The organism is Streptomyces caelestis, assembly GCF_014205255.1.
In the GTDB taxonomy this organism is placed as follows: Bacteria; Actinomycetota; Actinomycetes; order Streptomycetales; family Streptomycetaceae; genus Streptomyces; species Streptomyces caelestis.
Genome location: NZ_JACHNE010000001.1, coordinates 46,486 through 68,982 on the forward strand (window position 1 = coordinate 46,486; position 22,497 = coordinate 68,982).

20 protein-coding genes and 4 pseudogenes are annotated in these 22,497 nt (G+C 69.4%); 11 read left to right on the forward strand and 13 right to left on the reverse strand.

All coding sequences use genetic code 11. From position 1 onward, the window contains the following. Positions 1-191: 191 nt before the first annotated feature. A complete protein-coding gene (locus HDA41_RS00235) occupies positions 192-1,991 on the reverse strand; it encodes an RHS repeat-associated core domain-containing protein (protein WP_268251558.1) in 1,800 nt (599 codons plus the stop codon). A 292-nt stretch (positions 1,992-2,283) separates the two neighbouring features. Between HDA41_RS00235 and HDA41_RS00240 the strand changes: the two genes are divergently transcribed. Further along, positions 2,284-2,838 carry an AAA family ATPase gene (locus tag HDA41_RS00240; RefSeq protein ID WP_184979554.1) on the forward strand — a complete coding sequence of 185 codons (555 nt, stop codon included), beginning with the start codon at positions 2,284-2,286 and terminating at the stop codon, positions 2,836-2,838. A gap of 68 nt (positions 2,839-2,906) precedes the next feature. Here the strand turns inward: HDA41_RS00240 and HDA41_RS00245 are convergent. Next, positions 2,907-3,724, reverse strand: a pseudogene (locus HDA41_RS00245) (IS5 family transposase). Positions 3,725-3,973: 249 nt separating this feature from the next. On the opposite strand from HDA41_RS00245, the gene HDA41_RS00250 reads away from it, so the two are divergent. Beyond that, positions 3,974-5,191 carry a hypothetical protein gene (locus tag HDA41_RS00250; protein ID WP_184979556.1) on the forward strand — a complete coding sequence of 406 codons (1,218 nt, stop codon included), beginning with the start codon at positions 3,974-3,976 and terminating at the stop codon, positions 5,189-5,191. Positions 5,192-5,345: 154 nt separating this feature from the next. Here the strand turns inward: HDA41_RS00250 and HDA41_RS00255 are convergent, their stop codons facing one another. Continuing rightward, positions 5,346-5,678 (reverse strand): Tn3 family transposase, encoded by a 333-nt coding sequence (locus tag HDA41_RS00255; protein ID WP_184979558.1) that lies wholly within the window; start codon positions 5,676-5,678, stop codon positions 5,346-5,348. Between the two features lie 490 nt (positions 5,679-6,168). Then, positions 6,169-6,711 (reverse strand): ArsR/SmtB family transcription factor, encoded by a 543-nt coding sequence (locus HDA41_RS00260; protein ID WP_184979560.1) that lies wholly within the window; start codon positions 6,709-6,711, stop codon positions 6,169-6,171. 57 nt (positions 6,712-6,768) lie between these two features. Here HDA41_RS00260 and HDA41_RS00265 point away from each other — a divergent pair, with 57 nt between their 5' ends. Then, entirely contained in the window at positions 6,769-7,674 is a 906-nt protein-coding gene (locus HDA41_RS00265) for a S41 family peptidase (RefSeq protein WP_184979562.1), read from the forward strand. A gap of 243 nt (positions 7,675-7,917) precedes the next feature. Further along, complete coding sequence (locus HDA41_RS00270; protein ID WP_184979564.1) at positions 7,918-8,106, forward strand: hypothetical protein; 189 nt, start codon at positions 7,918-7,920, stop codon at positions 8,104-8,106. Between the two features lie 589 nt (positions 8,107-8,695). Here the strand turns inward: HDA41_RS00270 and HDA41_RS00275 are convergent. Further along, the gene (locus tag HDA41_RS00275; RefSeq protein ID WP_184979566.1) at positions 8,696-9,580 is read right to left on the reverse strand and encodes a helix-turn-helix transcriptional regulator; all 885 of its coding nucleotides are present in this window, start codon (positions 9,578-9,580) and stop codon (positions 8,696-8,698) included. A 102-nt stretch (positions 9,581-9,682) separates the two neighbouring features. On the opposite strand from HDA41_RS00275, the pseudogene HDA41_RS00280 reads away from it, so the two are divergent. After that, positions 9,683-11,207 (forward strand): annotated as a pseudogene (locus HDA41_RS00280) (MFS transporter). A gap of 23 nt (positions 11,208-11,230) precedes the next feature. On the opposite strand, the gene HDA41_RS42175 reads toward HDA41_RS00280, so the two are convergent. The 5 genes and pseudogenes from HDA41_RS42175 to HDA41_RS42570 form a co-directional block, all read right to left on the reverse strand. Beyond that, the gene (locus HDA41_RS42175) at positions 11,231-11,464 is read right to left on the reverse strand and encodes a response regulator transcription factor (protein WP_311772195.1); all 234 of its coding nucleotides are present in this window, start codon (positions 11,462-11,464) and stop codon (positions 11,231-11,233) included. Positions 11,465-12,157: 693 nt separating this feature from the next. Then, positions 12,158-12,895: a hypothetical protein gene (locus HDA41_RS00290; protein WP_184979568.1), complete on the reverse strand. Its 738-nt coding sequence runs from the start codon at positions 12,893-12,895 to the stop codon at positions 12,158-12,160. Positions 12,896-12,970: 75 nt separating this feature from the next. Continuing rightward, a complete protein-coding gene (locus HDA41_RS00295; RefSeq protein ID WP_184979570.1) occupies positions 12,971-13,579 on the reverse strand; it encodes a hypothetical protein in 609 nt (202 codons plus the stop codon). A 179-nt stretch (positions 13,580-13,758) separates the two neighbouring features. Beyond that, positions 13,759-13,962, reverse strand: a complete 204-nt coding sequence (locus HDA41_RS00300; protein ID WP_184979572.1) for a hypothetical protein — start codon at positions 13,960-13,962, stop codon at positions 13,759-13,761. 184 nt (positions 13,963-14,146) lie between these two features. Beyond that, positions 14,147-14,452, reverse strand: a pseudogene (locus HDA41_RS42570) (relaxase domain-containing protein); the annotation flags it as partial. A 642-nt stretch (positions 14,453-15,094) separates the two neighbouring features. Here HDA41_RS42570 and HDA41_RS40785 point away from each other — a divergent pair. Continuing rightward, positions 15,095-15,304 carry a hypothetical protein gene (locus HDA41_RS40785; protein ID WP_260423308.1) on the forward strand — a complete coding sequence of 70 codons (210 nt, stop codon included), beginning with the start codon at positions 15,095-15,097 and terminating at the stop codon, positions 15,302-15,304. 59 nt (positions 15,305-15,363) lie between these two features. Further along, on the forward strand, positions 15,364-15,573 hold the full coding sequence (locus HDA41_RS40790; protein ID WP_230299784.1) for a hypothetical protein: 210 nt from the start codon (positions 15,364-15,366) through the stop codon (positions 15,571-15,573). Here HDA41_RS40790 and HDA41_RS00315 read toward each other — a convergent pair. Both HDA41_RS00315 and HDA41_RS00320 read right to left on the reverse strand, forming a co-directional pair. Beyond that, a pseudogene (locus tag HDA41_RS00315) lies at positions 15,565-15,815 on the reverse strand (IS5/IS1182 family transposase); the annotation flags it as partial. The gene HDA41_RS40790 and the pseudogene HDA41_RS00315 sit on opposite strands and share 9 nt — an antisense overlap. A gap of 346 nt (positions 15,816-16,161) precedes the next feature. Further along, on the reverse strand, positions 16,162-17,586 hold the full coding sequence (locus tag HDA41_RS00320; RefSeq protein WP_184979574.1) for an aspartate ammonia-lyase: 1,425 nt from the start codon (positions 17,584-17,586) through the stop codon (positions 16,162-16,164). A gap of 184 nt (positions 17,587-17,770) precedes the next feature. Here HDA41_RS00320 and HDA41_RS00325 point away from each other — a divergent pair, with 184 nt between their 5' ends. From HDA41_RS00325 to HDA41_RS00340, 4 genes are all read left to right on the forward strand, one after another. After that, the gene (locus tag HDA41_RS00325; protein WP_184979576.1) at positions 17,771-19,033 is read left to right on the forward strand and encodes a dicarboxylate/amino acid:cation symporter; all 1,263 of its coding nucleotides are present in this window, start codon (positions 17,771-17,773) and stop codon (positions 19,031-19,033) included. After that, entirely contained in the window at positions 19,030-19,758 is a 729-nt protein-coding gene (gene cuyB / locus HDA41_RS00330) for a cysteate racemase (RefSeq protein ID WP_184979578.1), read from the forward strand. The genes HDA41_RS00325 and cuyB overlap by 4 nt, the downstream gene beginning before the upstream one ends. Positions 19,759-19,778: 20 nt before the next feature. Then, positions 19,779-20,465, forward strand: coding sequence for a GntR family transcriptional regulator (locus HDA41_RS00335; RefSeq protein WP_184979580.1), 687 nt, complete (start codon positions 19,779-19,781; stop codon positions 20,463-20,465). A 360-nt stretch (positions 20,466-20,825) separates the two neighbouring features. Next, entirely contained in the window at positions 20,826-21,122 is a 297-nt protein-coding gene (locus HDA41_RS00340) for a hypothetical protein (RefSeq protein ID WP_184979582.1), read from the forward strand. A 525-nt stretch (positions 21,123-21,647) separates the two neighbouring features. Here the strand turns inward: HDA41_RS00340 and HDA41_RS00345 are convergent. Next, positions 21,648-22,490 (reverse strand): SDR family oxidoreductase, encoded by an 843-nt coding sequence (locus HDA41_RS00345; RefSeq protein WP_184979584.1) that lies wholly within the window; start codon positions 22,488-22,490, stop codon positions 21,648-21,650. Positions 22,491-22,497 lie beyond the last annotated feature (7 nt).

Sequence of the window (22,497 nt, forward strand, 5' to 3'; positions counted from 1 at the left end):
CGCCCCCCGCGAGGGCGTTGTGGAGGACACCGTGCCCACCGTTACCAACCCCGACCACGTGGAGACACGCTGAACCGAATTCGCCTCGCCGACCGCCAGCCCGCCCGGTCACCCGGCGGGCCGGTGGCCGGATCGTCCCTGCCAGGGTCCACGCATGGTCACTATCTCGCTTCCGAGCTCATCAGAGGGAGTCAAATCTTTGGCAGGACCTTCAGCGCAGTGCCGCCGACGGCGCCCACTGCTCCCCATACAGCACAGGACTTGGCGGAGTCGGTGAGAGAACCGCCGGCCACACTCTCACCAACAGCACCGCCTACGCAGCCACCGACAGCTGCACCAGCCACCGGCCCTGCTACCAGCGTGACGGCCACGGTGGCAGCGATGCTGGCACCTGCCGCAGCCAGCGTGCCCCCGAGATCGAATAGGCCGGTGGGATCTGTGTTGTTGATGGGGTCGCCATCGGCGTAGAGGTAGGGATTGCTCTCCTCGCCGGAGGGGTCGGGTTGGGTGAAGCGGCCGAGGGTGGGGTCGTAGTAGCGGTGGCCCATCTTGTACAGGCCCGTCGGATCCAGGTAGGCGCCGCTGTAGCGGTACGGCTGGGGCACTACCTCCGTGGGCGTGGCCCGCGGGGCAGGCCGGTGGGGCCGTAGGCGTAGGTGTGGGTGCGCTTGCCGGTGTCGTCGACGAGGCCGAGGACGTTGCCGGTGGCGTCGGTGAGGTAGTAGTAGGACTTTCCCCCAGTCGTCATGGAGTTCAGCGTGCCCGCCGGTTCGCGGATGAATCCGGTGTCGATGCCGTTGGTCGTCGTGGAGGCCAGGCCGAGTGCGGTGTGGTGGAACCAGGTCGAACCCAGCTTGGTGCGCTCGGAGTTGGTCGTGCCTGCGTGGACCAGGTCGTAGGACTTGCCGCCCGCGGTGATGCCGGACGGTTGGCTGTAGTCCGTCCACGTCTCCTTCGTGCGGGCGGTGGCGCTCGCGCCGGCGGTTTCGTTGCCGAGCTTGTCGTAGGACCAGCCCGTGGTGGTGCCGTTCTTGCCGGTCAGTTCGCTCGCGTCGTTGTAGGTGTAGGTGGTGCCGCCGGGGCAGGCGTTCTTGGTGCCGTCCTGGGAGGTAAGGTTGCCGGCCTTGTCCCAGCAGTACAGCCACGACGCTTTGCGCGCGCCCGCGGAGTCGGCTTCCAGGGCGTAGCGCAGGCGGCCCTGGGAGTCGTAGTCGTAGGTGGTTTTGTTCTTGGTGAGGTTGTCGGTGCGGGTGCGGATCTTGGTGGTGTCCTTGCCCGCGGTGTTCTTGTAGCTGTAGGCCAGGTCGATCAGTGGTCGAGCCCGAGGTGGCTTTGATGGCTTCGGGGCGGCCGTTGTCGTCGATGCCGACGGCTTGGGTGGTGCCGCGGGGGTAGACGGTCTTGGTGCGCTTGTCGTTTTTGTTGTAGTCGAAGTCGGTCTTCTTGCCGTCCGGGGCGGTCAGGTAGTCGAGGCGGCCGGCTTTGTCCCAGGTGTAGTCGGTCTTGCCGGTCGGGTCGGTGTAGTAGTCGACGTCGCCGCCCGGGGTGTAGGCGAGGGCGGTCTGGGCGCCGTTCTGCAGGGTGCGGATGCTTTCGCGGTTGAGCTTGTCGTAGTCCCAGTCTGTGGTGCCGGAGGCGTCGGTGCGGGTCTTGACGTTGCCGTCGTAGGAGTAGGTGACCGTGGCGTTGGTGGAGGACACCTTCGTCACGCGGTCGCGGTTGTCGTATGTGTAGACGGTCTTGATGCCGCGTCCGTCGATGACGGTCTCCACCCGGCCGAGTGCGTCATAGGTGTACTCCGTTTTACCCAGCGGCGCCGGCAGGGTGACCGTCTTGAGGTTGCCCTTGGCGTCGTACTCGAAGGAAGTGACTTTGCTGTTGCCGTCCTTGGCGGTGCAGCGCTGGCCTTCGAAGCCGCCGCAGGTCGGGGTGTCCTTGTTGTAGGTGTACTCGCGTGTCCCGCCGGCCGTGCCCGAGGTGGTCACCGACATGGTGTTGCCGTTGGTGTCGTACTTGAAGGTGTCCTTGCGGCCGTCCGCGGTGGTGAAGTCGTTGAGCAGATCAGTGCGTGCTTCTAAGCCCCGGTCTTGAGAAGGCTTGAGACCTACGCTGGCCAGGTTGGGAACGGCTGAGGCCGGGTGCCCGGCTCGGGGCGGAGTTCTGCCCGTCGGTGTGTGGGTCCAGGCCGTGACGCTGGTCGTGATCTTGCTGGTGATGCCTGTGGCCGTGGTGCTGATCGATATCGGATCGCATGAGAAGGATACGAGCTGGCACGCTGCCCCCATGGATCACGCGGAAGTGTTACTCATCGGCGGACGGGCTGGAGTTGGCAAGACGACGGTGGGATGGGAGGTTTCGGCGTTGCTACGGGCTGCGGCGGTCTCTCACGCGGTCATCGACGGTGACTTCATGGGGCAGGTGCATCCGGCGCCTGAGGGAGACCCTCACCGTTCGGAGATCACCGAGAGCAACCTGACCGCCGTGTGGGCCAACTTCGCCCGGCGCGGCTACCGCCGACTGATCTATACGAACACTCTCAGTGTGCTGCCCGAGACGACCGGTATGTTCCAGCGGGCCATGGGGACGGGGGTGCGGATCGTGCGGGTCCTTCTCACCGCCTCCGATGCCACCACCCGCGAGCGGCTGGTGCGCCGGGAACTTGGCTCGGAGCTGGAGCAGGAGCTGGAAGGCAGTGCCCGCAAGGCGCGGTTGTTGGACCAGCACCTCCCCGCGGATGCGGTGCGGGTGGTGACGGACGGGAGGGCTGTCGTGGACATCGCGCGTGAGGTGGTGGCCGCCACCGGCTGGTCTGGACAGCACTCCGCGACCAGGCCGTGATCGAGGTCCAGCAGCGCGTGCACGATCTCCGCGTCGCCATCGGCGACGCGGAGGAAGAGTAAGAGGTCCTAACAAAGGCGTTGGACGTGTCGGTGGGTGATGAGGCAGGTGGCGAGGCCAAGGAAGGCTTCGTGGATGTCGTCGCGTCTTTCCCAGCGGATGCGCAGGCGGCGGAAGCCGTGGAGCCAGGAGATGGTGCGTTCGACGACCCAGCGGAAGATGCCCAGGCCGGAGCCGTGCGGCTGTCCGCGTTCGGCGACCACGGGCCGGATACCGCGTTTCCGCAGCAGCCGCCGGTACTTGTCGTGGTCATAGCCGCGGTCGGCGAAGAGCATGTCCGGCCGTCTGCGTGGCCGTCCGACGACGCCGGCCACGGGTGGGACCTTGTCCAGCAGGGGCAGGAGTTGGGTGACGTCGTTACGGTTCCCGCCGGTCAGCGACACAGCGAGCGGGACGCCCTGGCCATCGACAAGGACGTGGTGTTTGCTGCCCGGCCGTGCGCGGTCGACCGGGCTGGGACCGCTTTTGGGCCTCTGCGGGCCGCCCGCACGTGGGAGGAGTCGATCACCGCCCGCGACCAGTCCAGCTGCTTCGCCGACCGCAGCCTCTTCAGCAGCACCAAGTGCAGCTGGTCCCACACGCCGGCCTCGTTCCAGGCGGCCAGGCGTCGCCAGCACGTCATACCCGAACCAAAGCCCAGCTCCTGCGGCAGGTACTCCCACTGGATGCCGGTGTGCAGCACGAACAGGATCCCGCACAGGGCCTGCCGGTCAGGCACTCGCGGCCGGCCCGCCACCAGCTTCGGCCCCGGCTCGGGCAGTAACGGCTCGATGAGCGACCACAGTTCGTCCGACACGATCCACGGCCGCGACTGACGTTTCCCCACGACCCGACCAACGAGCAGACAAGCCCGATGGTCACTTGATCAACAACTTCTGTTAGGACCTCTAAGAGGAGGTCGCCCGCTGGCCTGCGGCCAGGAGGACGCGACGGCCAGGGCGGCCGGAAGCCTGTGCCTTCGCCAGCTGCCGAGGGCGAGGTGCAGCTCTGTCCGGTTCTGGCAGCTCACGGCGGCCTGGTGATAGCGGAAGATTGGCGAGCGCCGTAGGAACAGGATTTGCCCTAGCATCCTCGCGTGACTGACTTCAGTGATGTCAGCCGAGCGGGCTCGGGCGCTGCACGCGCGGCCCGTCTCGGTTGGCGAATCCACAACCAACGCCGCTGGTACCGGTACTTACGGTACCAAGCGGTGGTCAACGCCCTGATGCTCGGGGACGACGTCGACTACCCCACACCGCCGGAGGCCCACGAGGCTGCGCTCCGCCTGTGCGAGATCCTCGATGCCCTGTTCGTGCCGCTGGAGGTACAGACGGGGATCTTCAACAAGCTAGGGCGCTGGCTTCGGGAGAAGATCACGCACGGTGTGCGTTATCCCCTCCACGACGGCCGGAACGCCCAAACGTACTGGGACCGGCTCTATCGGTGGGCCAAGGCCGCCGCTGAAACGGACGGGGGAAGGGAAGCGCTCGACTTTGCCCGGTTTCCGAACGTCGAGAACCGGGCCCATATCTTCGCTCAACGGGTGGTGGCCAAGACCTCGGCCCTGCTCCTGAGCCACGCGTTGCCAGACGAGGGACTGAACGAGGTCCGCGACCGGATGTCGATACAGGTCCACCGGGGACAGACCCGCACGGAGGCAGTCGACACGCACCGGCGGGTGATCGCCATCGCCCGCACGGCGACGGCCGGTGTGGCGTCGACCTTCGTGCTCCACGTCGGGTTCGACCAGGACCTGACCAACTCGCTCACCGTGGGAGGCGCCGCTCTCGCGTCAGCGGCGGTCCACGAAGTCACGACCGGCGCCTTCCGGGCCCTGACCGAGCCGATGCTGGCGGCGCGCCGGCAGGCGCGTGCCTGGCTGGCGACCATGCCCATGTGGCTCATCCACTACGTGACGTGGCGGGACGGTTTGATCCGTCGGGGACAGGGCGACGGCATCCACCAACTGCTGAGCATCGTCACAGCGATCAGAGCGAACGACGCCAAGCTGGGACCCTTGCAGGACACCGAGCGCGTCGAGCATCACCTCAAACGTCTGATCGAAAATGCGAATAGAGTGGGCGATAGCGAGCTGGAATCCGCGCTGATGAACCTGGAGAGCGCCGTCCTGTACCTCCCGGAACGGATCCTTAACTCCCTCACCGCTCTGATCGCCCTTGTCGACGGGTTATCAGAGGTCCCCGGGCCGGAACCCGACGCAGGCGTTCCGGGGCCGATGCTGTCCGGCAGCGTCCCGCCTCAGCTCGCCAGCTGGGATCCGGCGAGCGGTCGGTTCCAGGTGGACAATCCCTAGAGCACCCAGACGCCCGGGAGCGGCGGCCGGGTACGGGTCTTCAGGACGCCGACCCGGCCGCCCCCTACGTCGCCGGTTGGGGAGTCTGCGTATCGGGCGCGGTGCGGTGGCCGGGCACTATAAGCGCCGCGGCGGCGAGGACGAGGTAGGAAGGTTATGTCCAGCTCGAACCGGCCGTAGGGGTCACGTGGGTCCAGAACAGCGGGGACAGGGCCCGCCGGTCCGCGCCGGTGAGCCTCATTTGCCGCTTCTCCTCGCTCAGGATGTCCTGCGGGAGCAGGATGTTGACGTGCACCAGCGCGGACTGGAGCAGATGCAGGGCGAGCATGGAGACCTCCTGGGCCTCCTTGTGGAGCCGGTCAGGTCGCCGTCCTTTGAACAGGCAGTGGTTGGCGGAGTTCCAGTTCTCCACGACCTGGAGTCCGTCATTGATCTCGGGCCGCAGGTCGGCGTCGGAGAGGTAGTCGCATATGAACGCCGTACGCACTGCCCGCCCGAGTTACGGTCGCGAGCGGAGTCCTGCATGATGCGCTGCAGGGCGTAGATGCCGCCCAGTCGGATGTCCAGGGACTGCGATCCCAGATTGCCGACTGCGGCGTTGAACCGGCTGGTGATCTGTCCGTGCTCAGAGATGCGTAGTTCCTTGCTGGCTTGTCCGACCTGCATCCAGGTGAACAGCAGCGCGCCCAGAGCGGCGAGCCCCGGCAGGCTGACCGCGATCAGACCGACCCACTGCATCCGGTCCCGGCCCTCGGGCCGCGGCGCCGTCGACCGGCCATGGTGTCGACGCCGGCGGACGTGATGGCGATGAGCGATACGGCGAAGCCCATCGGCGCTCAGTTTCCCAGCCACCTGCACATCGCATCCCGCAGGCCGAGCGTCAGCAACTCTCGCTGCTCCAACTGGACCACCACCAAGTTCTGCCCGCTGATCCAAACGAAGCGCCCTAGCTGTGCTGTCTCGTGAGGTTGGTGCCGCTAGGCGGAACTAGTGGTGCTGGTCGGCAGGGCCTGCTGATAGAGCGCCACCAACACACCGTGCACGGGCTGGTCCTCTGCATCCTCCTCGGCCTCATCGACCAGGTGGGCGAGGGCCTCGCCGAGTTCTCTTGCCTTCGCAGGGCTCAGACGCAGGTGGCGCAGTGTCAGGTGGGTCTCGACGGGAGAGCGGTCCAGCTCCTGGGCGACCGCGGCGAGCATGGCGGCGGTTCCTGCCGCTTGAGGTTCGGCGACGACCATCTGGCGGGCCGTGCGCTGGTAGTACTGCTCGGTGCCGCCGCGGACCTGGCGGGTCTCGGCGATGTGGACCAGCGCGGCTTCGCGGAGCACTTTGAGGTGGTGGGCCACGTTGCCCTTCTTCGCGTCGAGCTGCGCCGCAAGCTGGCTGGTGGTGGCAGGCCGGTGGCCCAGGGCGAAGAGCAACCGCTGACGCAATGGGTGAGAGAGCGCCGCGAACTGCGCAGGCGCACCGATCTCCAGGACGTCCTCAGGAGGCGGTGGATAGGAAGGCTGATCAGGCATACCGAAAGTGTCTAAAGTCTTTGACGCTTTCGCAAGGGCAGTGCTCTACTCCCTGCCATGACGACTCCGACGAAGCTTGCGCCGGCCCCTGTCATCGACGAGACGGCCCGGCTGCTGACCGAGCACTACGTTTTCCCCGAGACTGCTGAGCAGCTGGCCGGCCTGCTGCAACGACGCCTCACCGAGGGCGCCTACGACGTCGACGACGCCGAGGAGCTCGCCCGCCTGGTCACCGCGGACCTGCAATCCGTCAACGGTGACCGGCACCTGAGACTGAAGCACCACGCTGCCCCGGTCTCCCCGAAGCAGGGGGCGGCCACCCGGGACGCCATGCGCCGGGACTTCGACTCCTCTCTGGGCGGTGCGCCCCGGGTGCAGTTGCTCGACGGAGGGGTCGCCGTGGTGGAGCTGGCACCGATGCTGTTTCCGCTGGAGTGGGCCGCCGAACCGCTGAGCGCCGCGCTCACCCTGGCCTCCCGCGCCCAGGCGCTGATCGTGGACCTGCGCGCCAACCGGGGCGGCGACCCGGACGCGGTCGCCTTCGTCTGCAGCTACCTGCTCGACGAGCGCACCCACCTCAACACCATGTACTGGCACGGCGGCGAGCGCAGCGAGCAGTCCTGGAGCCTGCCGCACGTTCCCGGCGCGCGCTTCGGCGGCAGCAAGCCGTTGTATGTGCTGTCCAGCGACAGCACCTTCTCTGCCGCTGAGGAGCTGGCGTACGACCTCCAGCAGCTCGGCCGCGCCGTAGTCGTCGGCGAGCCCACCCGCGGCGGCGCGCACCCGTGCCAGGGCTGGACCGTGCACCCACACCTGGAAGCCACCGTCCCCGTCGGCCGCGCCATCAACCCCGTCTCCGGCACGAACTGGGAGGGCACCGGTGTGCAGCCGGACATCCCTTGCGCCGCTGCTGACTCCCTTGACCACGCTCACGCCCTGGCCCTCGCCCGACTGGCAGGCTGACCCAGTCCAGCCCACCGACAGCACTGCGCGCAGCGCCTCCCCTCCACCCACGCCGGCGACTGACTTCGCCGGCGGAGGCCGCCGTCTCCGGCGGTCCCCAGCGCGCTCCCACTGCCTACCGGAACACCCGCGCGTCCGCAGGGGTGTTCCGGCCCACCGGTCATAGTCCGGCGGTTTGTTTTCGTCCTCCCCCCGCCGACGCGGGGGTGTTCCGAGTTTGGACCGTTGTCCGCGTGAACGCGTGTGGTCCTCCCCCGCCGACGCGCACCAGCCTGCCCGAAGTGTTCGCCGCCGGCCACGTCGTCGGCCGCCTACCGCCAGGCCATCAACGCCGCCGGCACCGGAGCGGCCGCAGCCCTGGACGCCGAGCTCCATCTCGCCGCCCGCAACGCCGCCCAGGCCGACCAGGAGCCGGCCGCGGTCCCGGCCTGACCGAACCGCGCCGCGGGCGCGCCGGGGAAACGTCCTGGCGGGCTCGCGCCGTGGTGGGCATGGCCGGGGCCCGACGCGCGGGTCGGGTTCTCCAGAGATCCTCGGTCGTGGGTGGGCAGGGGCCGTGCCGCGGTTTCAAGGTGGCCAACGTGGCAGGGCCGTAAGGCGGACGAATGCGTTGGCCAGCTCGTTTCGCCAGGGCCAGGTTGCGGAGATCCGCAGGTGCAGACGGCGACCGCTGCGGTGATGCGTGCAGCAGCCGGTAGCGGAGCTTTTCGGCTCGGCGGCCAGTTCGCCGTCAAGCAGCGCGGCCGCCCTCACGCTCGCGCTCGGCGTCTCGCGGTGCGCGGCTGCCGCGCGAGGAGCGGGACACGACGGCCGAGGTCCCGGACCGGCAGGAGCAGGCCGTGTCCTGAGCGCACGGAACCCGCATGCCCTGAGCACACGGAACCCGCATGTCCTGAGGACGCGGGACCCGGTATGCGCTGAGTACGCGGGGCGCCTCCCCCGCGTACAGCCGCCCCGCTTCTTCCGTACGGACGCCCCCGCCCTCTTCGCGGGCGTGCCCCCGGGAGGAGCGCGGGCGGTTTCAACGCTGCTCGGCCCGTACGGTCGTCGACTCCGGCTCGTCACCCCGGCCGCTTTGCTGGTTCAGCACGCGCAACGCGTCCGCGGAGGTCGCGTCGTTGGGGGTGTAGATCTCGACGCGGTGGTCGGGGCTGTCGGGCTGGAGCCACACCTGGTAGTCCACGCTCACCGCGCCGACGGTGGGGTGCTGCAAATGCATGGCCCCCGTCGTGCAGTCGGAGACGTCACCCGTCGCCCACATCACGCCGAAGTCCGCGCTGTGCATAAGGAGTTCGCCGATCAGCCCGGCGAGCCGGGCGTCCGTGGGGTAGCGGCCTGCGGTGAGGCGCAGATAGGCGACGTGGACCTTGGCGAGATCCGGCCAGTTGCGGTACATGTCGCGGGTGTGGGGGTCGAGGAAGAACATCCTGGGGATCGACGGACGCCCCTGTGGATTTCGTGGCGCCTCGAAGGGGATGTGCTCGGCGACCAGCGCGTGCCCGGTGCGGTTCCACGCGAGGACGTCGCCGCGCCTGCCGAGCACCACCGCGGGCGTGGCCTCGCCCAGTGACTCCAGGAGGGTCAGTACCCGCGGGTGGGGCTCCTCGCGGGGCGGTTCGCCCAGACCGGGCTTCACCGACTGCCGGGCGAGGTTGTGCAGATGGACGGTCTCCACCTGGTCGAGCCGGAGCACCCGGGCGAGCGCGTCGAGCACCTGCTCGGAGGCGGTCTCGGCCTGCCCCTGCTCCAGACGCGTGTAGTACCCCGCGCTCACACCCGCGAGCTGGGCGAGCTCTTCCCGCCTGAGACCGGGGACCCGGCGGGAGGTGCCGTAGGTCAGCAGACCGATCTCAGCCGGAGTGACCCGGTCACGACGGCTCTTCAGGAACGTTCCGAGGCTCTCCATGTAACGAGCGTAGGGCGCACGCCCCCTCCGTGGGTGTACCTGTCGGGTGTACCCACGCCACGGGGATGGCTGTCGGCCACGCCGTGCCTGAGCGTCGGCACCATGACTCGACAGCATGCGAACAACGCACCCGGACTGCGGGCCTGGCTCGGGCTCGCGGTGGTCCTCGGCCCGGTCCTCCTCGTCTCCATGGACGGATCGATCCTGTTCCTGGCGATGCCCCGGATCAGCCAGGCCCTCTCGCCCACCGCCGACCAGGCGCTGTGGATCCTGGACATCTACGGCTTCGCCGTCGGCTCCCTGCTGGTCGCCTTCGGCAGCATCGGCGACCGCTACGGCCGGCTGAAGCTGTTGATGATCGGCGCGACCGTGTTCGGACTCGGCTCCGCCGGGGCCGCGTTCGCACCGGCCCCCGAACTCCTCATCGCCTGCCGGGCGCTCATGGGCGTGGCCGGTGCGACCCTGCTGCCCTCGGCGCTGGCCGTACTGAGCGAGCTGTTCCCCGACTCCCGGCGCCGGGCCCAGGCCATCGGCATCTTCGCCGCGGCCTTCGCGGCCGGTTTCGCCGTCGGACCGGTCATCGGCGGCGCCCTCCTCGGCCAGTTCTGGTGGGGCTCGGTCTTCCTCGTCAACCTCCCCGTCATCGTCGTGTTCCTGGTGTTCGCGCCGGGTCCTCCTCCGAGAGGTCCGGTCGGGCGGGACGGGCCGCGTCGACCCGCTCAGCGTCGTGACCTCCGCCGGGGGCCTGCTGCTCACGATCTACGGGATCAAGCACCTGGCCGCCGACGGGATCTCGGCCCTCCCGATCACCACGATGATCGTCGGCATCGCCGTACTGACCTTCTTCGGCCTGCGCCAACGGCACCTGGACAACCCGCTGATCGACTTTTCCCTCTTCCGCGACCGCGTCTTCACCATCGCCGTCGTCACGGGCCTGCTGCCCCTGGCCGCATGGTCGGCGGCGGCGTACCTGTCCGGCATCTACCTCCAGTCCGTACTGAACCTGAGCGTCCTGCACGCGGCGCTCCTGGCCCTCCCGGGCGCGGCGGCCCTCACCCTCTCCTGCATCGTCACACCGGCCGTCGTCGAACGCATCGGCAAGCGGGCCGCGCTCCTCGTCTGCCACTTCTCCATCGCGGGCGGCCTGTTGCTGCTGCTCCCCACCACGGTCACCGGCGGGATCGGCTGGTACATCGCCTCGACCGTGATCGCCGGACTGGGATACGGCGTCTCCTTCGCCGTCGTCGCGGACACCGCGGTCGGCGCGGTCCCCGCGGGGCGTGCGGGCTCGGCCGGCGCGATCGCCGAGACCAGCAACGAGATCGGCAACGCCCTCGGCATAGCGATCCTCGGCTCGCTCGCCGCGCTGCTCTTCCGCCTCCAGGGCCCGGACCTCGCCCCCACCCTCGACGAGACCCTTCAGCTGCCCTCCCTGCTCCCCTCCGTGATCCAGGACGCGAAGTCCGCGTTCGTCACCGGCCTCCACGTCGTCGTGGTCGCGGCGAGCCTTCTGCACGCCGCCCTCGGAACGGCCGCCCTGCGCTGGCTCCCCAAGTCGGCGCCGGAGGAGCAGACCACCGAGGTCCACGAGGAGCCCGCAGAGGAGCGCATGGCGAGCAGGCCGTAGCGGGACGGGGCTGACGAGAGGGGCTAACGATGCGTCGCCGCCAGGACGGCCAGCCTGATCCGGTTCGGAAGACCCGTCTTCGTCATCAGGGCCGCCGCATGCGACTTGACCGTCGTCACGCCCAAGTACAGGACCTCGCCGATCTCCCGGTTGGACAGGCCCTCGCCGACCAGAGCCAGCGCCTCGCACTCGCGCGGTGTCAGGCCCTCCGGCGGGGGGGAGAGAGGGAGCGGGCTCCGGCGTGGCCACCGCCCGATCGATCAGCTGGCGCCGGGCGTCCCGGCTGAACGGGGTCTCGTCCGTGGCCGTGCACGGCGCCGAGGATGTCGGCCGGAGGCGTGTCCTTCACTAGGAGGTTGCAGGCCCCCACCGCCAGGACCGGGTGGAGGTGCTCGTCGTCGAACGTGGTCAGCGCCAGGACCCGGGCCGACGGGCGGGCCGCGAGGTTGCGTCACGCCACAACTGGCAGGCGGGGGAAGGACCGGAGCGGCTCTTCACAATGGCATTAGCGATGAGGTCGGCGACCACGTCGCGGAAGAACGCAAGAACACCGGCAGGTCGATGCGTATCTCCGCGTCGTCGCCGAAGTTCTTCGGGACGTGGAGGTAGCGGCCGGGGGTCGGTCTGCTCCGCGATCCCCAGCGGCACGGCGAGCGCCTGGTGCAGCGGGCCGACCCACTCACGCATCAGCTCCCGGCGCTCGCGTGTGAGGACGGCGTATGCGAGTCCGCCCGCAGCCGCGACGGAGGCCGCGCCGATCCCGCCGGTCTGCAAGGTGGCCAGGACCGCGTCCGGGTGCTCCCACAACCTTTGGGCGCTCTGCGCCGTGGTGTCGGGGGGCCACCGCCCGCGCCATCCTCCTCGTTCACACCGCTTCTTCTCCTCCGTCTGGGCCGATCTTCAACAGCCGTCATTGGCCGTCAAGTTCGAGTAGGAAGACGCCCCAGCCCTCAACTCGCGGAGCGGGCCCAGGCTCCAGGAACTCCGCTCGGGGAGGACAACGGCTTGCTGCTCCAGGCCGCATCCCGCGGCGACCGGGCGATGAGGACGCCGGGAAGGTCACCGGCCTTCACGGCCTCCTGGTCGATGGCCACGCCCGTGTAGGCGCCCACGGCGGTGAACACCAGCTCGGGCAGGCGCTCGCCATACTCCTCGAAGTACGCGACGACTTCAGCCTCACTGGCCTCAGGCATCGACGGGAACACCGCACCCGCAGCGCTGAGGGCGGCATCGAGGGCCGAGCCCTGCCCGGTGTCGGTGCCGAAGTCAGCCCGGAACGCGCAGGCATCAGGCGCATGGATGATCACGGCCGGAGGGCTGAAACGGTTGGCGGTCAGGCAGAGGATCTCCTCGCCCTCACAGGGAAGCATCGACTCAACCTTGCCCTGGTAGCCGGTCGCCCAGGCTGCCATCCCCCAGTCCTCCAGCACGTACGTCCACTCACCACACGTGCCGTACATGGCGCGGTTGAGCTGAGAGGAAGGCTGGCCCGGCTGCCCGGCCGGTGCACGCAGCTCCCTGCACGGGGTGCGCGCGGCCAGCTCGTCGAGGTCGGCGCCCAAGTTGATGAGGAACTCGTCCGTCTCCACGCCTCGGGCCAGGGTCAGCGAGATGCCGCCGAGCATGCCGGGCACGGCCGACGGAGAGGTGTGGTGGTGTGCGCCTATCCACGCGATGCCGTCACTCATGCCGGTCAGAGTATCGACCTGATACTGGCGGCGGTCCTGGTTGTGACAGGTGATCCGGTTCACCGAGAACGTCCTTCAGCAGGAAGGCGAAGACACCGTCAACACCTGAAGACGATGCGCACCGAGCACCTGGAGCGGGTGCGCGCGGCGTATCCCGGGAACGGTGCGCACCTGGTGCGCAATCGCGAATCCGCCCGGCGCGGTCGGTGCGCACTGACCGCGCCGGTGCGCATCATCCGGGCGCGCCGGAGCCCTGGCCGTGCGCGGCTGGTACGGGCGGTGCGCACTCTGCTCGTCTGGCTGGTGCGCGCGGCGCGCCGTCCGGGCCTGGTTCGCAGGCTCCGGGTTCGGGTGCGCAGGCTCCGGGTTCGGGTTCGGGTTCGGGTTCGCAGGCTTGCGCACCCGTCGGCGCGCTTCGTCTCCGACGGTGGCGAACGCCGTGCCTGTCCGACGGATCTGGTCGGTGGTCAGCTCCAGGGCCTCCAGGTCGGTGCGCAGGGCCGCGAGGTCGACCGCCGGGCGGGCCGCCGTGTGCGGCTGGGCGAAGAGGAGCAGCTGCTTGTGCGGCGCGGTCGGCTGGTGCGCGGCCGGGCCGTACAGGGGGCGGCCGGTGCGGCGCGCGGTGCGCAACCGGGCGGTGAGGACGCGTGCGGCGATGACGGCGCGGTCGTGGCGCAGCAGCACGCGCGGGGATGCCCCACTCCCCCGGCTCCAGCAGCAGGAAGGGCGCGGCCGGGTCGGCGGCCGGCTTCCGGTCCCAGCGTGGCGCGGCGGCCGGTGGCCTGGATGGCTGAGGGGCGGTGGGTGCCCAGCGGGCGGTGCAGAGGCGGTAGCCGGGTTCCTCTCCGCGCTCGGTGCGGGCCTCAGCGATATCGGGTGCAGTGCGCGGCGAGCGCTTCGTTCACGATCCGGTCGTCCAGGCCGGGATCGCGGCGGCGGCCGCGCTGGACGAGGGCGAGATGTCGGCGGGTTTCGGCGAGCAGGTGGCGGCGGTGGAAGCAGCCGTCCTTGTTCATCACCAACAGCGTGGCGGTGACGGCGACGGCCGCCAGGCCGACGTCGACCACGACCGCGACCCGGCCCGGATCGCGGTCGCCGCGGCGCGGACGCGCTCGAGAAAGGAGTCGATGAGGTCAGCGGCGTCGGCAAGGAACGCGCGAGCACTCGCCTGCCAGTCCTCGCGCAGCTGGGCCCCACACCGTTCGGGCGCAGGCCCTTGAGCGACAGAAGGAGGGGATCGTGCAGCAACGGCCTACCCGACCTGGCCTCGTAATGGCGGGAGCGGGCGGCGACCAGGCCGTGCGCGGGACGGGTGGAGTAGATGCCCTGCGCCCCGTAGCGGATGACGGCGACGTCTTCCTCGATCCACGCGAGCACGATGGCGTTGGCCCGCTCGTGCGCGGCCTCGATCGCCTTTCGCATCTCCTCATCTCCGAGCGCCCACATCAGTTGCAGGGTCGGCTGCGGCCGAAAGACGAGATCGGCTTTGGCGACCTTCACCTTGCGCCCGAGTGCCCCGGCCTTGCGCGCGGCCGCGGGCTTCTTCCCCGCTGCCAGTTACTCGGCTACGAGCCGGTCGGCGTCCGGGTGCCGGCCTTCGCCGAACAGGGAGCGCAGCTGCGCCTCGGTCACCTCCTGACCAAGCGCGAGACCGACGGGGGGGGGGAAGGCCCCGCCCCGTCCATCTGCCGACCGGAACTCCGGCGTCCTGCTGCGCCTTTTGAGTGGTTTGCGGTCGGTCGGCGGCCGTCGCCGACGAGGACCTGGCGCAGGAAGTAGCGGTACATCTGCCCGGCGGTGATCAGCGCGATATCATCATGCAGGCCACGCCACACGTCTCTCACATGCGATAAGAAGCCGATCAGTGTTCACTCCCGCCAAGCGGGAGCAACGGCCGAGCTTTGTTGCCGAGTGCCCGTCAGAGGGGAAGCGGCTCCGGCCGGCACAGGAGTGTCAACGCTCTGCGGTCCGTTTTCTCATGCCACCAAAGACACGCACCAACACCACCCCGACGTCCTCCCTCAGCAGCAACTGAAGAGCACCCGCCGCCACCCATCGCCGCCCGACCAACCCGAGCCCGCGGCAATCGCCGGAGGCTTCGTCGTACCGGCCGGAGGGCACCGTTCCTGCCTCAGGCGCTCTTATGACGTCGTTTCTTTTGTTGGTTCTCGGGTCGAGCTGTGCAGGGATACTGCTGGGGTGCTGTTGACGTGGATCTCTGAGGTGGCGGACGAGCCTCTGGCGCTGGAGCCGGCTGACCTGCGGGTGGAGTGGGAGACCAACACCTGGTCGCTGGGTGCGGCTGACGAGGACAGGAGTTCGTTGTCCGTCACCGAGGTGGTGGCTGCCTTCAAGCAGACTGCTGCCGCCATCCGGGAACGCATTCACGTCTGGGCTTTCCTGGGGTAGCGACGTTCTACGTGTGGCACGACGAACAGGCAGGGCAGCTACGATGCTCGACCGGTTCCGTGCCCCCGAATGCGTTGCCGTTCAGCGGTACCTATGTGGCTTCCGACGACCTCGGTCCGATCGTCGAAGGATTTCAGGCCGACAGCGAGCCAGGCTACGTCACCTGGTCGGACCCGGACGACGCGCAGCGCCTCTCGGAGCAGACCGAGACCGAGCCGGAGATCCGGCCCTTCGCTGTCTGGGTCAGCAGTGTCGGAGCCTCACGCTGACTGGTCCTGCCCGTCCACACGGACGAGTCGGCGGTGGCAGATGAGGGCTGCGGCAATGCCGGCGAAGGCGAGGAAGTGTTCCGCCTTGCGTTCGTAGCGGCGGTGGAGTCGGCGGCAGTCGGCGAGCCACACACGGTCCTCTCAACAACTCATCGGTGGCGGCCGAGCCGCTGTGAGAACGCGTCCCGGGACTGGCGGCCAAGCCTGTCATCAACCTGATGGCCGACGAGGATCCGTTCCAGCCCTTTGAGGACCTCGTCAAGTACCACACGCTCCCCCGGCACTGCGGACATCGCCACGGACCTGGCGGCCAAGGACCGCGGACTGCCCCCTACGCCGGTCCTCGGCGTGCTCGGCCGCGCCCGCCATGACCTCGACGCCGGCCTGCTCAACGACACGGCCGTGGCCATCGCCCACCACGGCCTGACGGGGCTCCACGTCCTGCCGAACCTGCGCGAGTGGGAGCAGCGGTGGGGCAATCCGGCCGGCCTGACGAAGCGACTGGGCGGCGGGACCGTCGGAATGCTGGGCGCCAGGACTCATACCGGCCGCTTTAACGATCAGTTCACCCTGTCCGGTCTCCCTCCCTCATTCCATGGTCAGAACCTCCGGCAGCGGAGCCCGGCCGGTGAGGTTCTCCGGGCGCAGGATCGTGTCCAATTGCTCCGTCGTGAGCAGACCCGTCTCCGTAGCCAGCTCCTTGATGCCGCGTCCCGTGGCGAGGGCCCGGCGGGCGAGCGTGGTGGAGGCGGCGTAGCCGATGTGCGGGGCGAGCGCGGTGACCAGGCCGATGGAGCGGTGGACCGTGTCGTGGAGGTGTTCGCGGTTGGCGGTGATGCCGGGGACGCAGCGGGTGGTGAGCGTGTCGCTGGCGGCGCGCAGATGGGTCAGGGAGCGCAACAGGCTGTAGGCGATGACGGGTTCGAAGGCGTTGAGCTGGAGCTGCCCGGCCTCGGCGGCCATGGTGACGGTCAGGTCGTTGCCGATGACCTCGAAGGCGACCTGGTTGACGACTTCGGGGATCACCGGGTTGACCTTGCCGGGCATGATGGACGAACCGGCCTGCACCGGCGGCAGGTTGATCTCGCCGAGCCCGGCGCGCGGGCCGGAGGACAGCAGCCGCAGGTCGTTGCACGTCTTGGAAAGTTTCACCGCCACGCGCTTGAGGACGCCGGAGAGCTGGACAAAGGCGCCGCAGTCCTGGGTGGCTTCGATGAAGTCGCCCGCGGGCCGGACGAGTTCGCCGCTGATGTCGGCGAGGTGGCGGCAGGCGAGTTCGGCGTAGCGAGGGTGGCCGGTGATGCCGGTGCCGATCGCGGTGCCGCCGAGGTTGGACTCCAGCAGGAGGGCGGCGGCCTCGTCCAGGCGCTGGCGATCCTCCTCGATCATGACGGCGTAGGTGGTGAATTCCTGGCCGAGGGTCATGGGGACGGCGTCCTGGAGCTGGGTGCGGCCCATCTTCAGGACGTCTCCGAACTCCGTCGCCTTGGCGGTGAAGGCCGTGGCCAGCGCCCCCAGGCCGGAGCCAAGCCGGCGCAGTGAGGCGACCAGGGCCAGACGTACGGCGGTGGGGTAGACGTCGTTGGTGCTCTGGCCGAGGTTGACGTGGTCGAGGGGATGGATCACGTCGTAGCGGCCGCGGGGGTGGCCGAGGATCTCCAGGGCCCGGTTGGCGATGACCTCGTTGGCATTCATGTTCGTCGAGGTGCCGGCGCCGCCCTGGACGGGGTCGACGACGAACTGCTCGTGCAGCCGGCCGGAGCCGATCTCCTCGCAGGCTCCGATGATCGCCGGGGCGATATCCGGCGGCAGCAGGCCCAGGTCACGGTTGGCCCGCGCAGCCGCCTGCTTGACGGCTGCCAGTGAGGTGATCAGGTCGGGGAACTGCGCGATGGTCGACCCGGTGATCGCGAAGTTCTCCACGGCCCGCACCGTGTGCACGCCGTAGTAGGCGTCGGCCGGGACCTCCTTGTCCCCCACCAGGTCGTGTTCCACGCGTGTGGTCGGCGCCATCTGAATGCTCCTCGTCCTTGCGGCCCCTTGACAGGCCGCTGCTTCCGGTATCAGTGTTACCGGCCAACACGCAGAACGCAATATATTGCATGGCAGGAGCATCATGAATCGCGTTCACTCCTACCCCACCAGCACAGACACTCCAGCGACCCGGCCCTCAGCCTTCTGGCGGCGCTGCCTGCGGATGCCGATCGGAGTCCAGTCGGTCATCGCCGTCGGCCTGGGAGCCCTGATCGGAACCCTCGCCCCGTCGGCCGGCGAGCAGATGAAGATCTTGGGAGAGGTGTTCCTCAACCTGGTGCAGGTCGTGGTCCTGCCGCTGGTCTTCCCGCTCATCGTGCTGGGCATCGCCCGCATGGAGTCGGTCAAGAAGGTCGGCCGGATCGCAGGCAAGGCCATCCTCTACTTCGAGATCGTCACCACCGTCATCCTGCTGATCGCGGTCGGACTGGCCAAGTTCACGGGCATCGGCAAGGGCGCTCCCGTCCACGGGGCCGACGCCAAGGACCTGGACGGCATGAGCCAGGGCATCGACTTCCACGAACTGGTCCTGCACGCCGTACCGAAGAACATCTTCGCCGCGTTCGGCGAGGGCAACCTGCTCGGCGCGATCGTCTTCGCCCTCCTCGTGGGCGTCGCCATGGCCGCCATCGGGGAGAAGTCCGAGCCCTTCGCCTCCGTCCTGGAGTCCGTCGCAGCGGTGATGTTCAAGGTCGTCGGCTACGTCATCCGCGTCGCGCCGCTGGGCGTGCTCGGCTTCATCTCCTACGACGTCGCCTACTACGGCTTCGGCAACCTCCGCAGCCTGCTGGGGTTCATCGCCGTGGTCTACGCGGGCCTCGCCATCGTCGTCGGCGTGCTGTTCCCGCTCATCGCCGCGCTCTACCGCATCCGCTACGTCGAGCTGATGAAGTCGATCGCCGGGCTGGCCGGGATCGCCTTCGTCACCCGCAGCTCCGAGTCCGTCCTGGCACCGCTGATGGGCAAGCTCGAGGCGTTCGGCCTCAGCCGCTCGACGACCTCGTTCGTCGTCCCTCTCGGCTACTCCTTCAACACCGACGGCTCCGTCCTCTACCAGGCCGCCGCCCTGGTCTTCCTCGCCAACGCCTACGGCGCCGACACCTCCCTGCCCGCGCTGCTCCTCATGGTCGGCGTGCTGGTGATCCTCTCCAAGGGCATGGCCGGTGTCGCCTCCGCCTCCATCGTCGTCCTCATCGCCGCCGGCAACTCCGTCGGGCTGCCCGCCGAAGGCATCGCCCTGCTCCTCGGCGTGGACTTCATCGTCGACATGGCCCGCACCGGCGTGAACGTCATCGGCAATTCGCTCGCCGCCGCCGTCGTCGACAGCTCAGAGAAACGGCGTGAGACGAAACGCGGCGGGCGTGACACCTCCGGCAGCCCGGCCGAGGCCGATGCCCCGGCCCTGACGAAGGAACCCGCCCAGTGACCACTCCCACCTCGGAGATCATCGGCATCCTGGGCGGCATGGGGCCGGCGGCCACCGCCGATTTCTACGCCAAGCTGGTGTCGATGACTCCGGGCAGAAGCGACCAGGACCACCTCCGTACGGTCATCTGGTCCGACCCCACCATCCCCGACCGCACCGACGCCCTGCTGGGCGACGGCCCCGATCCCACGCCCTGGCTCCTCGACGGCAGCCGCGTCCTGCGCGAGGCCGGGGCCACCGTCATCGCCATCCCCTGCAACACCGCGCACGCCTTCGTCCCGCGCATCGCCGACCACGTCGGCCTGCCCATCGTCCACATGATCGGCGAAGTCGCCCGGCACCTCACCACCGTGACCCCTCGCATCCGCACCGCCGGACTGCTCGCCACCACCGGCACCCTGCGCGCGGGCCTGTACCAGGAGTGGCTGGACCGCTTCGGGATCCGCCTCGTGCTGCCCGACACCGGCAGCCAGGACCGTGAGGTGATGGCCGGCATCCGTGCGGTGAAGGCCGGTGACCGGGACGGCGCGGCCGCTACCCTGGAGCGCGCCGCGCGGCGCCTGGTCGAACAGGGCGTCCAGGCGGTGATCGCGGGCTGCACCGAGATCCCACTCGGCCTGCCCGCCGACACCGTGGACGTTCCTCTCGTCGACCCCGCGCTCGTCCTGGCCCAGGCACTCGTCCGCCGGGTCAGAAACGGGGCCACAGCCGGAGAGGCCGCCTAGGGCGATGTACTGTACGCAATATGTCACTCGACAGCCCCGTCTCCCGCCGCCTCCTCAGCGACGAGGTCTTTCACCGCCTGCGTGACTCCATCGTGCGCGGAGAACTCGCCCCAGGAGAAAAGGTCAAGGACGGTGAACTCGCCGAGCGCCTCGGGCTCAGCCGCACCCCGGTACGCGAGGCGCTCGCCCGGCTCGCGGACATCGGCCTGGTCGAGGCGAAGCCCGGCGTCTACACACGCATCACCACCCTCAACCGCCGCGACGTCGAGAAGACCCTCGCCGTGCTGCGCTCCCTCGACCAGCTCGCCGTCGAGACGGCCGTGCCGGTCATGACCGAGCAGGACCTTCAGCAGATGCGCGAGGCCAACCGGGACTTCGAACGGGCCGTCGCCGCCAACGACACCGACGCCGCCCTCGCCGCCGACGACCGTTTCCACGCCGTCCCCATCGCGGCGGCGGACAACCCCGTCCTCAGCCGGATCGTCGAGCAGCTCCACCCGCAGATCCACCGCATCCTCTACCGGAAGTTCTCCACCCTCCTCGGCGGCCGCAACACCATCGAGCACCACGGCCGGCTCGTCGACGTCTGCGCCGGCGGCGACGCCCGCGCCGCCGCCGAACTCTCCGGCCAGCACTGGTCCGAACTCGGCGGCCACATCAACCGGCTCTTCGACACCAACCAGTTCACGGAAGCCGGGCCCGCCTGACAGGACTCGGAGGGCGTCTTCAGCGCCGGCCGCGCCAGGAACAGGCCGCCACTCCCCTGACCGGTACGGGACGCTGAGCACCGCGCCGGAGGCACGGTCGGGTTCTGCACGCCGTACCTGGCCGTGGTGACGAGGAGGTGGTTGTCGCCGGGACGCCAGACAGACCGACGTGGGGTGCGGGGCGGGCACGGTCAGGGTGTGGCGCAGGGGGCGTCGGGGTGGTATCGGCGGACCGCGCCGGCGCCCCACATCGCGCCCCACAGCGGGCGGCGAAGAAGCGCCGCAAGGAAGTCAAAACGCCGTTCCTGGCCTGGTCGGGAGATCCGGCCAGGCCAGCCGGAGAGCGGGAGCGCGCTGCGAGTGTGGCGCCAACTGCGCCACGTCGACGTGGCCGGGATGGTGTGTCGCACGGCGGTCCGTGACTGCGTGTACTTCGCCATGGCGTCCGAGCCCGAGCGGCTGAGCGTGATCCGCGGCCAGTTGGAGCATGTGCTCGAACGGGTCTCGCAGCACCAGGTATCCGCCCGCCCAGACGGCTTCACCATCGTGCACGGTCCCATCTCCCGGCACGTCCGCCGCGATGGCCGGCTCCTGGAGCAGATCACCGTACGAAGCGGCCACGCCGAGGCGCGCTTCGCCCCTCGGCCACGGCCGTGAGGGCACGGCGATCCCTGCTTGCCCCGCCCCCGGCCCCTCGGGGGTGACACGCGGGCGAGCCGTCTCACCGTCTCGTGCGTGACCGACCTGGCCGGCGTTTCCGGCGCTGGATCAGGCTCCGGCTGCCGGAGTGGAGTGCGGCGGATCGTGCGGCTGCGGCGTCGACCGTGGTCCCGGGCCACCCGGGCAGGGCCTCACAGTGGGCGGGCACAGGAGCGCGAGCCAGGCCGGCTGGCCTGGAGTTCCTGCGGGGCCCTGTCGGAGCGTTGTCGTGGTGGCGGGGCAGTCCAGCACGTGGCGGAGCCCGGTGAGCTGTCGGCCGACGGTGAGCTGCTTGATGTCGGACGGCACCTAGGACTCCACCTCAGCGGCTAGACCTCGATGTACGCGACGACCACGACGGTGGCCAGCGCGGTGATGAAGTACAGGACCCGGACGGCTTCGAACGTGGCAGGCCGTCCACGGAGTACGGCGGCCTGCCACGTCCTGCCTGCGGAACTCGGCCGAAGCCGACAGTGACTGCGGTCAGAGGCCGATGTCGGCCAGCCACTGGCCCGTGGTGCGGGGGGTGATGTCCAGCAGCTTCTGGGCGGAGTCCTCCGGCGCGATCGAGCGGTCGGGCAGCGTGCTCATGGCCTGGTAGAGGCCGGCGACGTCGGCGGCGGGGCCCTCGCCGATCACGGGCGCGACGGAGGCGCGCATCTGCTCGGGGGTGATCGGCTCGAAGACCACGTCCTTGCCGAAGTGAGCGCCGAAGGCTTGGGCCAGGTCCGGTCCGGTGATCGCCGGGTACTGGCCGACGGAGACCACACCGGTGACGTCGTGGCGGTCGAAAAGGGCGACGACGACGTCGGCGATGTCCAGGTGGGACGCCCAGGAGACGGGGAAGTCGGCGCGGATCGGGTAGGGCAGCACGCCCCGCTCGCGGACCGTGTCGAGGACGTACGGCATGAGCAGGTTCTCCAGGTACAGCGTGGGCGCGATCACCGCATGCGGCACCCCGCTGTCCGCCAGGCCGCTGAGCAGGATCGCGGCCGCGCCGCCGATGTCGGGGTCGGTCGGGGAGCCGCTGGTGGAGAACACCACGCGGGCCGGGCGGGACTCTCGGACGGCGGCGACGATGTTGCGTGCGTAAGTCTGGCGGTCCTCTTCCGAGGTGACCGGCAGGTGGATGAACACGCCGTGGGCACCGCGGTATACCTCGGCCAGTGCCTCCGTGGAGGAGTATCCGGCGGCTACGACGCTTGCGCCGTCCACGACGGTGTCCGGGTTGCGGGTCAGAGCGGTCACGGGCTTGCCCGCGGCGGCGAGAGCGGCGACGACGGGGGCACCCTGGGCGCCGGTGGCGCCGTGAATCACGTAGGTCATGAACCCA